This window comes from Acidobacteriota bacterium (assembly GCA_038040445.1).
Taxonomy (GTDB): Bacteria; Acidobacteriota; Blastocatellia; order UBA7656; family UBA7656; genus Onstottus_A; species Onstottus_A frigus.
In genome coordinates this window covers 1-15360 of record JBBPIG010000044.1, presented here as the reverse complement: position 1 = coordinate 15360, position 15360 = coordinate 1, and the positions used below count along the sequence as shown (strand labels likewise).

Below are 15360 nucleotides of genomic sequence, written 5' to 3'. Positions count from 1 at the left end.
GTTGAATCCATCCTTTGGGAGGACGAGATGCAAGTCGGAAGCAGGTTCTCAATAGTCTCTGCAAGCACGTTGATATGCCTTCTCCTGGGCGGGGTGCCTCAACACGCGGCCCCGCCCGATCCTCAGGGGGCAACTCAAGAGAAAACCAGCGAAGCTCGGAAATGTGAATCTTTGGATCCAATCATAGGTGAACGGGTTGACTCAAGAATGCTCCGTTGCGTGGAATCGGAAGGCGTGAAGAGAATAGCGACGCGATCCTTGTCCCCGTCAGGCGGCAGATGGGTCTTCGCCGGGGAGTTCTCGGAGCGCTGGAGCGTCGAGCGGCCGCCGATCAGCGGTCAGAAGACGGACCTGTGGATGGTGAAGACCGATGGGACCGGGCTAGAGCGATTGACGACCAACGGGACCAGCAATAATCCAGAGTGGGAGCCAAACGAAGGCAGCATCTTCTTCGATGACAAAGGCAGCATTCGGACGATAAGTGTCGCGGTTTGCGACCCTTCGCCGAAGGAAGGCAGGCCAAAAGCCGAAAGATGTGTTGGAACCATCCGCGAAGCGTACGTTTCGGACTCGGGCAAGGAGTATGTGATATATGGGGAGCCGAAATTCGCTTCGAACCAAGAGGCGACCGCAGTCTCCGCTCGCGACGGACAATCTGAGTGGGTCGAAGTCACCACCTGGAGTGGCCGACAGATCGCTCGTTTCGCAAGAGCGGGCAGCCACCAATGGACCGCCGACAGCAGGCTTCTGCTCGGCTTTGCCAGCGTCATCTTTGATTGGCAAAACCTCTTACCTCTCGATTCCTCTGAGGTTGAAACTCACGAGAAGCCTTCTCCGAAGCCCGACCGCCGGCTTCTCACTGGACTACTCCAAAGAGTGAGAAAGACCGGCGTGACAAAGATCGTCGAGTACGTGCCCTCGCCGTCCGGTCATAAGATCGCATTCGTCGGGGCGTTTCAAGACATGCCGCAGCAGCCGGTCGCTGATCTCTGGCTCATCAACCGAGACGGGAGCGGCCTCGAGCGATTGACCTATGACCGGTGTAGCTTCGAGCCCGAATGGTCGCCATCCGGACGCGAAGTCGCGTTCGCCCATTACGATTCCATCAACGTCGTCGATGTCGGAACAAAGAAAGTGAGGAGCTTGCCTGCGCTCAAGGGTACGCTGAAGGAGGATTCGCCTTCGGGGTTCGGACACGAACGGCCTCACTGGTCTCCAAACGGCAAGGTCATCGCTGCAAAGGCGAGCAACATTTCAAGCTTGGTCTCGGTGGTGGAGGCAACCTCCGGCAAGGAAGTCCTCAAGACGGCGGCGTCAAAGGGACCGATTGATTTCACTTGGAATAAGGACGGCGACATAGTCATTCAGGGCTTAGGAAGAGTCGTCTTCGATTGGAGTAGAACGCTCGCATATGGATCGCCGTCTCACGGATGGGGAGATGCAAAACTGGAGGATGAAAGCGCCGCTCCTTCTGATCCGCTGGTCCGCAGTATGCTGAGGCGGGGGATCGCTAAGGGTCTCAAGACTATCAGAGGGTACATTCCTACTCCTTCTGGTGAGAGGCAGGTTTTTGTCGGGGAGTTCGAAGGCATGTGGCGCTTCGGCTTTGGGTGTGGGGGGTCGCGTACCGACTTATGGCTCATCAACAAGGATGGAACTGGTTTGCGGCGATTGACCAATGACGGCATGAGTTATGATCCGGCATGGTCGCCATCGGGCAACGAGCTCACGTTCGCCGATGAGGGTAGCATCAAGGTAATGAATCTTCGTACCGGCGCGGCCAGGGGATTGCGGGGTCTTCGCGGCGGGGTTTCAGGAACCGGGGAATACAATTGTTCCCAATACGGCAAACCTAAGTGGTCTCCGAACGGCAAGGCCATTGCGGCGGAAGGGGGAAATGGAGGTACTGCATGGATTGCAGCGGCGGAAGCCAGGTCAGGCAAGGAGTTCTTCAATTGCGGCGACTGCGAGGACGCCGCGGGGGACTTCGCCTGGAACGACGCCAGCGAATTGTTGTTTGCCGACTACCAAGGTCCCGTCAAAGTCATTTTCGACTGGACGGCCATCACGAATAGGCCGCGTCCCGCGTCAGCCCGTCGGTTTCTTTTCAAACAGAATGGAAAGTTCGGCTATTTTAACGGCGATGGGGAAACGGCGATTAAGCCTCAGTTCAGCGACGCCGGACAGTTCTCCGAAGCGCTGGCTCCGGTAGCCTTCGACGGCAAGTGGGGCTACATCAACAAGACTGGCGAGCTCGCGAACATACCACGGTTCGAGGCCGCTCTTCCTTTCTCCGGAGGCCGCGCGCGGGTGAAGCTTGATGGAAGATGGAGGCTTATCGACAAGCGAGACATTGGACCGCCCACCAAGCCCGCGATTCCCGCCCTCATCGCTGCACTGAAGGATCGCCACGACGCTGTCCGAATCTTTGCCGCCAAGACGCTTGCCAAGATTGGGCCCGGCGCGCTCGGTGCCTTGGCCGAGGCATTGAAGGATGAGAATGAAAGTGTCCGCAGCGCCGCTGCCCGGATTATTGGCGAGATGGGGTCAAAGGCCGAACCGGCGATCCCCGCTCTGGTTACGGCGTTGAAGGGTAAAGACGAGTCCGCGAGTTCCAATGCCGCGCAAGCTCTCGGCCAGATGGGACCGCCGGCCATTCCATCGCTCATCGAGGCTCTAAAGGACCCGCACGATCATGTCCGTCGAAATGCCGCTCGCGGCCTCTTAAGCTCATACATCAAAGACGAGGACGCACGGGACGACTATGCCCGTCGAAATCCGGGCAGCGCCCTTCGCAGGCAAGACGCAACTGCGGCGGTTCCGGCGCTGATTCAGGCGTTGAAAGACATCGACGCGCCCGTTCGCCAGGCAGCCGCCGGCGCTCTCCAAGTGATAAAACCACAAACTAAGGAGGCAGCCGACGCGCTCATCGCCGCTTTGAAGGACCAAGACAGCGGTACGCGTAGCAGCGCCGCCAATGGGATTGTGTCCATCATCCTCAACTCCTCGCGCAGCAGTCCGTTCGTGCAGGCCTTAATTTCCGCGTTAATCGAAGCATTCAAGGATCAGGACCCCGAGGTGAGTAAAGCCGCCGCCCGTGCTCTTTGGGCAATGGGTTCGGTCGCAAGCGAAGCAGTCCCGGCTTTGATCGAGGGCTTGAAGAGTCCAGACCCATCGATCCGGCTCAGCTCCGCTCAGGTTGTTCAGAGAATCGGCCCAGCCGCGAAAGCAGCCGTCCCTGCTCTCGCCGATTTATTAAGGGACCAGGACAGCGCTGTTCGCAGCGTTGCCGCCTTCGCCATGGGCGCGATGGGTCAAGAAGCGAAATCAGCTATTCCCGCCTTGATCAAGGTATTGAAAGAAGACAAGAGCGAAATGGTTCGCCTTAGTGCCGCCGATGCTCTTGGACGCTTCGGGCCGAATGCAAGAGTTGCTATCCCCGCTCTAATCGAGGCGTTGGATAGTAAGAATCCAACCGTGCCCTCTTTCATGGCTGGCAAGCTCGCCGATATTTCCAAAGCTCTGCGTGACGCTAAGGCCACTGACTCTATCAGCCTGTTGAAGGATGCTTACAACGCTTTGCTGAAATCCAAAGACCCGGCTGTCTCAAGCTTTGCAAGCAGTGTGAAACAGGCGATTGATTACCTTGAATCAATTCGGTGAGCAGCGAGGAGTTGGTATGAGATCAAGACCGGAGGAATCAGTGACTATTCAGAGCAGACATTACTTGATCACCGCCGCTCGCGGCGCCTGCGTATCAGCGATATTGATCTCACTTTTCGCCACCGCCGCGCGGGGACAGGAGCAGGCGGACCTGAGAATTTCCGCTCTGACGAAGCAGTTGAAGCAAGGCGACAGCTTCGTTCGTTGGAGAGCCGCCAAAGCCCTGTTGAAACTCGGTTCGTATTCGAAAGCTGAGGTCCCGGCTCTGATCGAAGCGCTAAAGATCGACGAGGCAGACATCAGCAACCGTGCTCTCGAAACCCTGGTGAAGATCGGTGCGGACGCCGTTCCCGCCCTGACCAAATTTTATGCGCTCAGGGCCGTTGGCGCGCCGGCTGTACCCGCGCTGATCGAGGCGTTGAAGGACCACGACGAAGACGTGCGCCTCGGCGCACTCGATGCCCTTAGAGAGATCCCCTTTTTTCCAGAAGGCAATCCAAGACCGGCAACTCTGCTCCCAATCCTGATTGAAGCATTGAAAGATCCGAACCCAGCCATCCGCAGCGCTGCCGCCCAAAATATCACGGGCCCTGAGGCTGAAGCCGCGCCTGCTTATCTTGCGCTGATCGAGGCACTCAAGGATCAAGACCCAAAGGTCCGATCGGCTGCTGAGTTCGCCCTCGGCTGTGTTCGCCTTTCACCCGGGCACCCGACTGCGCGGGTGGCGATCGCTCTTCTCATGGAGGCTTTGAAGAACCAGGACAGCAACGTTCGGAGCTTTGCCGCGTACGCGCTTGCGAGCATGCGGTCAACCGCGAAACCCGCGTTAGATACTCTGATCGAGGCATCGAAGGACCCTGATGAACAGGTGCGCTCCAACGTCGCTCGAGCGCTTGGAAGAATTGACCCGGCCGCCGATGAAGTCGTCGCCACCCTTTTGAACTCGTTAGGCGACGCCGACAAGAGTGTCCGTAGCGCATCTGCTTCTGCGCTCAAGTCGGCTCCGGCAAGGGCAGCCATCGCCGCTCTGATCGAAGCATTGCAAGACCGCGAGGCCTCCGTACGCCGAAGCGCTGCTGATTCCCTTGCACGGCGGGATGCCGGCGACGCCGTCTCTCGTTTGATCCAATTAATGAGCGACCAGGACAAGGACGTCCGAATTGCCGCCATCAACGCCTTGGGAGGCATCGGGCCGCGAGCCGCTCAAGCTCTTGTCGAAGCATTGAAGCATCAGGATGGAAACATCCGCGGCGGCGCCGCATTGATCCTTGGAAAACTTGGGGTTAATCCAAAAGCCCTCGGCGCTCTTATCGAAGCGTTGAAGGACCAGGATGCGTCGGTTCGAAGATCCGCCGCTCTTTCGATTGGAAGTCTCGCGCAGGGGCCGGAAGCGAAGACCGCCATTCCTGCCTTGATCGAAGCGTTGGAAAACCCGGACGAGAGCGTCCGGTCCAGGGCCGCCCTGGCTCTTAGCGGCGTCAACCCACCGCGACAACGATATGGATTCATCGACCCACCTCCTCTGCCAAAGTCAGTCATTCCCATTCTTTCCCTGCCAAAGTCAGTCATTCCGATTCTCATCGGGGCGTTGAAAGATCAAGACCCTGCCGTAATAAGCCAAGCTGCCGAGGCGCTGGCAGGCATCGGGCCGGCTGCGAAGGCGGCGGTTCCTGCTTTGATCGAATCGATCGAGGATCGGAATCTAGACGTTTGCCTATATGCAACCCATGCGCTTAAGAATGTCGGGGGGAAGTCGCCCGCAATCATTCCGGCTCTGATCAAGTTGTTGAAGCATCCGGATCGAGGTATTCGAAACGTTGCTGCCGAAGCTCTGGCGAATATCGGGGCGCCGGCTATTCCAGCTCTGGTCAAGCTATTGATGGGTCAGGACAGTGCCCTCCGAGTCAAGAGCTACTATTTGTTGGTGAGCATCGACGATGTCTTCGGCTTGATTGGGGCCTTGAAGAGCCGAGACAAGGACCTTCGGAGTCTGGTTCTGGAGGCCATCGAAGATATTCGAGTGAATCCAGCGAGAAGCATGCAGGCTCCCGATCTGTTATTTGATCCCTCTCGGAAGTATTTGTTCCACACGGTGAGAATTCCATGCACATATGAAGGCGATGGCAGGGCGATTTTCGTCTCCGAATTAGACACCGGAACGAGCTTACCTATTCTCGCGAGGAGCGGAGGCCTGAGCGCCTCGGTGTTCATCGAATCTGGCGGAAGATATTACCTGGTAATCGATGAAAGCGGGGGTGAGGCCGATTGTTGGACAGGTTCGTTCTGGCTATACGATGTCAAAGCGAATGTGTTTGTGATTCACGCCGAGGGCGGAATAGGCGAGACGGAGCGCGGTGTCTTCCCATTGATCTATTGTGAGGGTGATAAAGCAACTCGCGTTGGAACAGTGACTATGAAGAACCTATTGAACAGGGAACGTCCATTGAGGTTGCTGCCACGTCCAATGCATGGACTGACTTTGAGGAAGAATACTAAGGCTTTCGACACCTGCAATCAGATCGTGATCATCCGCAAGGCAGGTACGAGGGTGTTGGTCACAGGGAAGCGCGAAGACGGCAGCTACGAGATTTACTACAAGGGAGCCATCGCAACCGTACCAAAAGGGAGTCTGAAAACGACAAAGTGAGGACTGGCGCACAGAGGATCCTCTCGGCCCGTTTCCTGAGAGCGCAGACATCCCTGCCTGCCGGGCGTTACGCGAGGCGCTCTGCACTCATTCCGCATTGAGATGAAAGTACCGCAAGAAAACATGGCGATGAAGACGATACTCTTGTTGCTAGTAGCATCTCTGATGAGACTGTGAAAACTCCGAGGATGCCACCAGCTTGCCTGGTGGAGGTTCACGCTCGCTGGCTACACAGAGCGGAGTCGTGAGCCAAAGATGCCACGGGCTTGCCCCGTGGAGGTTCACGCTCGCTGCGACCTGCCCAATAGCCGAGCCGCCAAATAGCAGCCAGCGTGATGCTCCACGGGGCAAGCCCGTGGCGTCTGGCGCATCGCCCACAAGCGTTGTAGCAACAATCGGGAAGCTCCAACGGGACAAGCCCGTGGCATCCTCGAAGTTTTCACAAAGTCTCTGCCGTCTTGGAGTAGCCTTCAAAACTCAAATCGTTCGATGAGATGCAAAAGAGAGGAGGCGCTATCTTGGAGTGTGCGGGGTTATAACTGGTTTGTCTCCCTGACTTATCTTGACCTCGAGCGGCAAGCATTGGACTGCGGCAATCAAAAGCGGTGACAGATCGCCTCAATCCAAAATGATCATCGGACCAAATGATCACGATCCGGGCCGGTGAGTTTTTGATGGGCTGCGACAACGGTGCGGAGAACGAGCGCCCATCTCACCGATTCTTCATTGACGAGTTCTGGATCGGGCGCTTCGCCCCACCAATCAGCTCTATCGATTCTTCATCGAAGACACTGGTCAACGAGCGCGCGGTATTCCGGGGTCCTGCTCGACGAACCTCAGCACCCATCCAGGATCCGCATTCCTCTATCTGCCGGATGGTTTCTTGGATCGATAAGCCCGTTTTTTGGCGCTGGTGAAAGATGACTTCTATTTAATCAACGATTGAGAAATTGCTGTTTGTATCAAGTGCATCGCGGATGCCGTCGGCAAACAAAAACCACGCCAGCATCGTCAGCGCAAGAACGATTGAAGGAAAAACCGTCAGATGCCAGGCTGTGCGGATATAGGCTTGATAAATTCCAATCATTTGTCCCCAGGAGGCTCGCGGCGCTGGAATTCCTAAACCTAAAAAACTTAGTCCGGCTTCGGCAAACATCGCACCCGGAATACCAATCGCGATTGAAACGATAACCGGAGTCATCACATTGCTCAGAATATGCTTTTTGATTATGTATCGAGTGCCACCGCCCATTGCGCGGGAGGCCCGAATGAAATCAGTTTTTTTAAGTGAAAGAACTTGACCGCGCACCAGACGCGCAATTCCAATCCAACCCGTTAAGGTCATTGCGAGAATCAAATTCCAGAAGCCTGCACCGAGCGCGATCATTAAGAGAATGTAAAAAAGAATGGCCGGAAGTGATGAGAGTACATCAATGACTCGCATTATGACGTAATCGAGCCAGCCGCCTTTTAAGCCCGATAATGCGCCTATCGGAACGCCGACAACCGCGATTGCCAGTTGACTGAGAATGCCGATGCTGATTGATATTCGTGCGCCGTAGAGAAGACGCGAAAGAACGTCGCGCCCCAAATCGTCAGTGCCGAGCCAGTGCAAGCGATTTGGCGTTTCCCAGGTTGCCAGAAAATCACCTTTGTAGGGATCGTAAGGCGCAATATACGGCGCGGCGACGGCGACGATTACTTCAACAATGATAAACCAGAAGGCGATAAGGGCGACTTTGTTGCGGCAAAAACGCCGCCAGAAAAGCCGCAAGCTTATGGCTCTAGGCTTGGTTGAAATTCTTTCTATGGCTGTCGCATTCATCGCCATTCTAAGCTTCCCTGACCAAAGTTACACGCGGGTCAACCAGCGCGTATAGCAAATCCGTAATCAGATATGCAAGGCTGATAATCAATGTCCAAACGAGTGTAGTCGCCATAATCATAGGGTAATCACGACTGCCAATTGCTGACACGAAATAAAACCCGATGCCCGGAATGCGAAAGATGCTCTCTACGAAAAACGAGCCGACGATTAAGCCTGCTGCGAGCGGTCCCCCGACGGTTAAAAGAGGCGTGAGCGCGTTTTTCAAAACGTGGATGAACATGATTCGATTTTTACTCAAGCCTTTGGCGCGAGCGGTGCGGATATAATTTGCTTTCATTGTATCGCGCATACTTGCCCGCGTGTAACGTTGAAAAACTAAGATTGGTGCAAGAGAGTTTGCTAGAACTGGCATAATAAAATCTCGCGGGCTACTCCAACCGCCAGTCGGAAGCCAGCCAAGCCAGACCGAAAAGACGACTTGCAAAAGGATCGCGAAAACGAAACTCGGCATAACAAGGCAGAGGATCGAAACGCCTGTGCCTAAATAATCGAGAATTGAATTTGGTTTAACCGCCGAAGCAATGCCGAGTCCGACACCGACAGCAGTTGAAAAAAGAAGCGTTAAAAGTCCGAGCTGAAGCGAATACGACCATTGTTCTTTAAGAATACCGACGACAGTTCGATTTGGATAAGCCATTGAGTAACCGAAATCAAGAAAAACAGCATTGCGCACAAAAAGCGTATATTGCTTCCAAACCGGCGCATTCAATCCGTATTTTTGGTTTAGTTGGCGTTTAATATTTTCGGGCACCATCTGCTGTTTTTCGAGTGCGCGGGCATCAAACGGTCCACCCGGAACGGAATGCATCAACGCGAAAGTGATGACCGAAACGATGAACAAAACGCCGGCAAGTCCGGCTATTCGTGAAAGCATGTAGCGCAACATAATCAATTTTCACGACCAGCAACACAGAGGAAGACTAGAATAAGATAAAGAAGATCGCCTGTAACAAACTCAGGAATGTATCATCGGTGTGCATCTCTGTGTTATCTGTGGTTCAATTCCCTTTTCAGCAAAATGACAAGCAACTTCATGGCTTCCGTCAATCGAAAGTAGTTGCGGTTCTTCGTGTGCGCAAATCTCCTGTGCAATCGGGCAACGATGACGAAACACGCAACCTGTCGGGCGCTCTGTAATTTCTTCTATATCGCCTTTGACTGCCAAATCTTTATTACGCTGCGATGGGTTAGGTTCTGGAATTGCGGCGAGCAATGCCTGGGTGTAAGGGTGTTGCGGTGCGGAGGTAATCTGCCGGCTATCACCTATTTCAACTAAACGCCCCAAATACATCACCGCGATGTGTCGGCTCATGAATGCGGTGACTGCAATATTGTGCGAGATAAAAAGATACGAAAGAGCAAATTCGTCCTGCAAATCGCGCAAAAGATTCAATATTTGCGCTTGAACGGAAACGTCCAAAGCCGAAACGGGTTCATCACAAATCAAAAGTCCTGGTCGAAGCGCGAGCGCCCGCGCAATGCCGATGCGTTGTTGCTGACCACCGGAAAATTCACCCGGAAAACGATACCTATCGAGGGCTGATAAACCGACGCGCTCAAGCAGTCGCGCAACTTCTTTTGCCCTTTCAGTTTTTGTGCCGATGTTGTGAATTTCAAGCGGTTCACTAATGATTTGTTCAACCGTTAGACGAGCATCGAGCGAGGCAAGCGGGTCTTGGAAAACCATCTGCATTTGTCTTCTGACAGGTCTTAATGCTTGCTCTTCCAAGTTCGTAATCTCTTTCCCAGCAAAGAGAATTCGCCCGCCATTGGGCTCATAAAGCCGCATAATGGTTAAAGCAAGTACTGATTTCCCGCAACCCGATTCACCGACTAAACCTAAAGTTTCTCCTTTTGCAAGTGACAAATTCACGCGGTCAACCGCGATATTTGTTGTCTTCTTTGCGCCGAAAAAGTTGTGACGGATGTTAAAACTTTTGGTCAGCTCGATTGTTTCAAGAAGCGGTTCAGGCATTGAGAAACGCTCCTTGCTGTGCAATCCAGCAGGCTGCCCGATGTGTATCGTAAAGATTAACTAAAGATGGACGGTTCTCGACACAACGCGAAATTTTGTAAGGACAACGCGGCGCAAACGCACAACCGATTGACTCATCAAGCAGACGCGGCGGAGCGCCCTCGATTGTTAGAAGTCTGTCGGGCTGTTCGCCAAGACGCGGAATCGAAGCAACAAGAGCTTGCGTGTAAGGATGCCGCGGATTATTGAAAATCGCTTCAACCGGAGCGTTTTCGATAATTCTTCCTGCATACATCACGGCGACGCGGTCAGCTAATTGCGCAACAACACCGAGGTCGTGTGTGATGATAATGATTGACATTCCAAACTCATTTTTGAATTCGCGCAGAAGATTTAGAATTTGCGCTTGGATAGTAACGTCAAGCGCGGTCGTGGGTTCATCTGCAATCAACAATTTTGGTTTACAGGCAACCGCCATCGCGATCATCACGCGCTGGCGCATTCCGCCAGAAAATTCATGTGGATAATCGTTCAGGCGCTGATGTGCATTTGAAATTCCTACGCGCTGCAAAAGATAAATTGCGCGTTCTCGCGCTTCACCCTTAGATAAACCACGATGGGCGCGCAGAATCTCCATTATCTGATAGCCGATTGACAAAACCGGATTGAGAGATGTCATCAGGTCTTGAAAAATCATTGAGATTCGGTTTCCCAAGATTGTTTCGAGTTTTTTGTCGGAAAGCGTCAATAGATCTATTTCTTCATCTTCGTCGTGAAAGACTACCTTCCCGTTTGTAACTTCGCCGGCCGGTTCGATAAGCCGCATAATCGAAAGCGCAGTAACGCTTTTGCCACAACCTGATTCGCCGACGATACCCAAAACCTCGCCTTCATCAATTGAAAAAGACACGCCGTTGACAGCTCGGATTATGGCTTTTTCTAGTTTGAATTGTGTTTGAAGATTCTCGACTTCCAGCAAAGTTTTAGACATAAGAATTCAAGTAAAACGTAAAAGCCTAAAGGGTGGAATAATTTCTTACTTTTTACTTTTGCCTTTTACTTCTTAACCGCGCCATTGGTCAACATCGTTGCGGATATACATCTGAAAACGCGAAATATCTAAATAGCGGAAAACCACATTTCCGTTTTTGTCCGGTTCGAACCCCGTCAAGTATGGATACCACACTTGATGCGTCACCAGATGAGTTAAGAATATCCCGCCGACATCTTCAACCAAAATACGCTCTGCCTGTTGGTAAAGATTTATGCGATGTTGATCATTAATTTCGCGCCCCGCTTGCGCAACCAACTCATCAAAGGTTGCATTTCGCCAGGCGTGGCGTGGTGAACCTTGCTCGCTCGTGCTCCGCCAAAGCCGCGTCAGCATATTGGCCGGGTCGAGGAAATCATACTCATACTGTCCGCTATAAAGCGGCATTGCGTGTTGCGCCCGCTGCGCTGCCCAATAGCCTTTTTCCACGATTCGCAGATTAACGTTGATGCCGAGATAACGTTCCCACTGGTCTTTGACATATTCCAGCGCAACTTCTCGCCCGTTGGAAAACATTTCCAATACAAGCTGCTTTCCGCTCGCGTCTTTGCCATTCGGGTAGCCAGCTTCCGCTAAAAGTGCTTTCGCTTTTTCGATACTAAAATCCTGCACCGATTTTAATTCAGAATTATGAGCGGGAAAATCGGGCGGCAACATCGAGAAAGCGGGAATGCGCGTTCCCAGCATTACTTTGTTGCAAAACGGTTCGCGGTCAATCGCGTGCGAAAGTGCTTCCCTGAGTTTTAAATTATCAAACGGCGGGCGCATACAATTAAGCGATAGATACTCGGTCTGAAAATTGTTGAACGAATGCAGATACTTCTCTAATTCTATGTTATTACGCACTTGCGCGAGTTCCTGCGGTTGCAGATTGCTGATGCAATCAATCTCCTTATTGAGCCAGGAAATAAACCAACCAAGCGTAGGCGCTCCGACTATTTGAATCAAGCGCTGAATTCCGGGTTTATGCGGTCCGTTGTAAAATGGATTAGTATCCCACTCAAGTCGCTGATTGTGCTCCCAACTCAAAAGGCGCATCGGACCTGACGAGACAAAACCTTCCGCCGTGTCTGCCCAGTGTTCGGGATTGTTTTCCGCCTTGTGTTTCGGTGTGGGAACTGCGGCTTGATATGCAAGCAGAGATGGCAGATGCGGAATCGCGCCGTCTTCGCCATAAATGCGGATGGTTCTGTCATCTAACGCCTCAACTCCGACATCTTCCGGGCGCCCGTTGCCCTCTTTTAACGCTTGAATGCCTTTGATGTCGTAAAAAAACCACGTCCAGGGATTATCAAGATTGGGTGAAGCCAGATGGCGAAAAGTAAAAACCCAATCGTCCGCCGTAATCGGCACGCCGTCACTCCAACGCGCATCTTTGCGTATGACAAAATCCCAATATTCCGCGTTCTCGCCTGCTTTATAAGATTCAGCCATTGCCGGAACGAGATTTTGATTTTGGTCGCGCCTCAAAAGCGGTTCACCGCCCCAGCCTATTGCAACGCCCGCGCCATAAATATCGCGTGAAATGTCGAGATGTCGCGGCTCGTCGGCCGGGACATACAAAATCTGTTTTTCCAGCGGCGCGGCATCCGAGGGCAGGGTTCGCCCTTGCAGTGTAATAATCGGCTTATCCGAATTCATGACAATCGGATGATTCTCTGGTGCATTGCTACAGCCAACCAGGGCGTTTCCAACGATCACTGTACTGGTAAGACGCAACAGTTCGCGACGCGTGATTTTACTCATTTGATAAGCAGTTCCTTAAATAGAATATATCCAGCTTCTCCAGTCCACTGCTGCTGCTTGTCGTGGTTGTAAACTGTGCTGTTGCAGTTGATCCGTCGGCTCCTGAACACTGCTCGGAGTCGATTCATCGCACGGGTCGTGTCTTCGACCAGCGTTTGGTATCCATGAACCAACTGCTTCAAGCCTTCAATCGCCTGGCCCCCTTGATAGACCGAGTGCAGCTCGCCTAGTCGCAGCAGCGTCGCCAGTTTCTTAACGTCAATCCGATCTCCCTTGTTACCGGGCTGAAGCAGCTTGTTGCGCCGCGGGTTGCAAACTATGACTTCTGCCACTAGCGGCCGGATCAAATCGTAAAGCCAGCCCGCCTGAGTTCCTTCCTCCAACGCCACATGCACGGTTCCGTCTAGTAACTTGAAGAACTGCCGAACAGCAATGCTGTTAGTCTTGACGAAGCACTCCATCATCGACTTGCCCTTCGAATCATAAACACCGGCTACAATGTTTGCGCTATCGACGTCCAATGCTACATACTTGAGACTGTTCATCGGGGCTCTCTCCTCCTGGCAATAAGTTTGGTCGTTACAACCCAACACTATCACCAAAGGGGCGCCCCTTTCATATTGTGTGAAGACTCCGAGATGCCACCAGCTTGCCTGGTGGAGGTTCACGGTCGCTGGCTACACAGAGCGGAGTCGTGAGCCAAGGATACCACGGGCTTGGAGACTGTGTGAGAATCAATCGGGCCTTAGACTGTGTTGGGGGACTGGAGTTTTGACATTTTCCCCGAAGGGGATCCGTCCTTCAGCCCAGGGTTGCTTTACTCGGCTACCCTGGGAAAGACGGCGGCGAGTTCCCCAACCCCGATGGGGTTGTGACCAAGCCTCTCTGCGTACAGGTCGAAAGCAAGAAGTTTCCGAGCGCTTTCTTTCGAGATTGCTCAAGAAGGTGAAGGTGCCCGGCGTGATAAGAATCGTGGAATATTCTATCGCTCCTTCGGGAAATAAGATTGTCTTTGCCGTAGAATTCGAAGAATCCATTTATAGACCCAAAGAAACACACCTGTGGCTCGTAAATCGAGACGGCACCGGCCTGCGACGATTGACTGAAAACCATCATAGCGTCGAGCCAGCATGGTCGCCTTCCGGAAAAGAGATCGCGTTCCGCAACATAGACTCGATAAGCGTCATTGATGTAAAGACAAGGGTCGCAAGAAACCTACGTGGTCTTCAGGCTTACCATGCCAGGGAAAACGAAGATCACCATAACACGTCTATGTATCTACACCCCCGGTGGTCACACAACGGCAAGGCCATTGCAGCAGAAGGAGGTAATGGAGGCACAGGGTGGATTACGGCAGTTGAAGCAAGGTCGGGTAACGAGATTCTTCAATCAAGCAATGAGGTATACAGCTTCGCATGGAACCACGAAGGAGAATTGGTCATCGGGACTAGTGGGAAGTTCGTCTTCGATTGGAGTAGTGGCATATTCAACCGGCATTGATTCCCGGAGAATAAGTCGCGCCTGATTCCCGCGCTCAACAATGATCATCGAACCCGAAATGATCGCGATCCCTGCTGGTGAGTTCTTGATAGGCTGCGACGCCGGGGCCGAGAACGAACGACCCGTTCATCGCGTGTTCGTTGACGAGTTCGCGATCGGCCGCTTTGCGGTTACCAATCGGCTCTATCAATCCTTCATCGACGACACCGGACACGAACCATCACCAGGTTGGGACGACTCGCGCTTCAATCATCCCGATCAGCCGGTTACCAGCATCAGTTGGTTCGACGCGACTGGATACTGTGAGTGGCTATCAAAGAAAACTGGCAAGCTCTATCGTCTGCCATCTGAAGCCGAGTGGGAACGAGCCGCGCGCGGAGGCCTTGAAGGCAAGCTGTACATCTGGGGCGATGAAACTCCGCAGCTTCAACCGAATTACTCGCAGCTTTGGTTGAACGGACCGGAGCGAGTCGGTCAGCGGCTGCCGAACGGATTCGGGCTTCACGACATTTCTGAGAACGTTCACGAGTGGTGCTCGGATTGGTACGGCGAGCGTTACTATCTCGACTCGCCGTCGAGCAATCCTCGAGGTCCAACGACTGGAACGCGGCGAGCCTCGCGAGGCGGGTCGTGGCGGCATCAGATCAAGATCACTCGCGTTGCGGCTCGCAGCAGCATCCCGCCGGAATTCAGGTACAGCGATTACGGCTTCCGCCTGGGAGCGCAGGTGTCCCGCCTACCGTCTTTGAGACTCTAGTGGCGGGTAACAGACATGTCGCCAGTGAAGATGTGGTATCCGCGCAAATCCGTCGGATCAGTGTCATCCGTGGTCTATGCGACTAGCAAATTTATTATTACGAACGCATAGACCACGGATGAAACTGAATATA

10 protein-coding genes are annotated in these 15360 nt (G+C 53.2%); 4 read left to right on the top strand and 6 right to left on the bottom strand.

Annotation, left to right across the window (positions count from 1 at the left end; translation table 11 throughout):
- The first annotated feature begins 234 nt into the window (after window positions 1-234).
- Complete coding sequence (locus AABO57_27395; protein MEK6289456.1) at window positions 235-3663, top strand: HEAT repeat domain-containing protein; 3429 nt, start codon at window positions 235-237, stop codon at window positions 3661-3663.
- A 16-nt stretch (window positions 3664-3679) separates the two neighbouring features.
- A complete protein-coding gene (locus AABO57_27390; GenBank protein MEK6289455.1) occupies window positions 3680-6310 on the top strand; it encodes a HEAT repeat domain-containing protein in 2631 nt (876 codons plus the stop codon).
- A 931-nt stretch (window positions 6311-7241) separates the two neighbouring features.
- Here the strand turns inward: AABO57_27390 and AABO57_27385 are convergent.
- From AABO57_27385 to AABO57_27360, 6 genes are all read right to left on the bottom strand, one after another.
- Window positions 7242-8141, bottom strand: coding sequence for an ABC transporter permease (locus AABO57_27385; protein ID MEK6289454.1), 900 nt, complete (start codon window positions 8139-8141; stop codon window positions 7242-7244).
- Window position 8142: 1 nt separating this feature from the next.
- The gene (locus AABO57_27380) at window positions 8143-9084 is read right to left on the bottom strand and encodes an ABC transporter permease (GenBank protein ID MEK6289453.1); all 942 of its coding nucleotides are present in this window, start codon (window positions 9082-9084) and stop codon (window positions 8143-8145) included.
- A gap of 69 nt (window positions 9085-9153) precedes the next feature.
- On the bottom strand, window positions 9154-10173 hold the full coding sequence (locus tag AABO57_27375; protein ID MEK6289452.1) for an ABC transporter ATP-binding protein: 1020 nt from the start codon (window positions 10171-10173) through the stop codon (window positions 9154-9156).
- Entirely contained in the window at window positions 10166-11164 is a 999-nt protein-coding gene (locus tag AABO57_27370; protein MEK6289451.1) for an ABC transporter ATP-binding protein, read from the bottom strand. Before AABO57_27370 ends, AABO57_27375 begins: the two co-directional genes overlap by 8 nt.
- A gap of 72 nt (window positions 11165-11236) precedes the next feature.
- Window positions 11237-12970: a peptide ABC transporter substrate-binding protein gene (locus AABO57_27365; GenBank protein ID MEK6289450.1), complete on the bottom strand. Its 1734-nt coding sequence runs from the start codon at window positions 12968-12970 to the stop codon at window positions 11237-11239.
- Window positions 12967-13515 carry a transposase gene (locus AABO57_27360; protein MEK6289449.1) on the bottom strand — a complete coding sequence of 183 codons (549 nt, stop codon included), beginning with the start codon at window positions 13513-13515 and terminating at the stop codon, window positions 12967-12969. The genes AABO57_27365 and AABO57_27360 overlap by 4 nt, the downstream gene beginning before the upstream one ends.
- A 388-nt stretch (window positions 13516-13903) precedes the next feature.
- Between AABO57_27360 and AABO57_27355 the strand changes: the two genes are divergently transcribed.
- Entirely contained in the window at window positions 13904-14470 is a 567-nt protein-coding gene (locus AABO57_27355) for a hypothetical protein (protein ID MEK6289448.1), read from the top strand.
- Window positions 14471-14510: 40 nt separating this feature from the next.
- Entirely contained in the window at window positions 14511-15227 is a 717-nt protein-coding gene (locus AABO57_27350) for a formylglycine-generating enzyme family protein (GenBank protein ID MEK6289447.1), read from the top strand.
- Window positions 15228-15360: the final 133 nt, after the last annotated feature.

Coding starts and splice junctions, on each gene's coding strand:
- AABO57_27365 (MEK6289450.1), bottom strand. CDS start 12,970: ATGAGTAAAATCACGCGTCGCGAACTGTTGCGTCTTACCAGTACAGTG.
- AABO57_27370 (MEK6289451.1), bottom strand. CDS start 11,164: ATGTCTAAAACTTTGCTGGAAGTCGAGAATCTTCAAACACAATTCAAA.
- AABO57_27350 (MEK6289447.1), top strand. CDS start 14,511: ATGATCATCGAACCCGAAATGATCGCGATCCCTGCTGGTGAGTTCTTG.
- AABO57_27385 (MEK6289454.1), bottom strand. CDS start 8,141: ATGGCGATGAATGCGACAGCCATAGAAAGAATTTCAACCAAGCCTAGA.
- AABO57_27380 (MEK6289453.1), bottom strand. CDS start 9,084: ATGTTGCGCTACATGCTTTCACGAATAGCCGGACTTGCCGGCGTTTTG.
- AABO57_27390 (MEK6289455.1), top strand. CDS start 3,680: ATGAGATCAAGACCGGAGGAATCAGTGACTATTCAGAGCAGACATTAC.
- AABO57_27360 (MEK6289449.1), bottom strand. CDS start 13,515: ATGAACAGTCTCAAGTATGTAGCATTGGACGTCGATAGCGCAAACATT.
- AABO57_27375 (MEK6289452.1), bottom strand. CDS start 10,173: ATGCCTGAACCGCTTCTTGAAACAATCGAGCTGACCAAAAGTTTTAAC.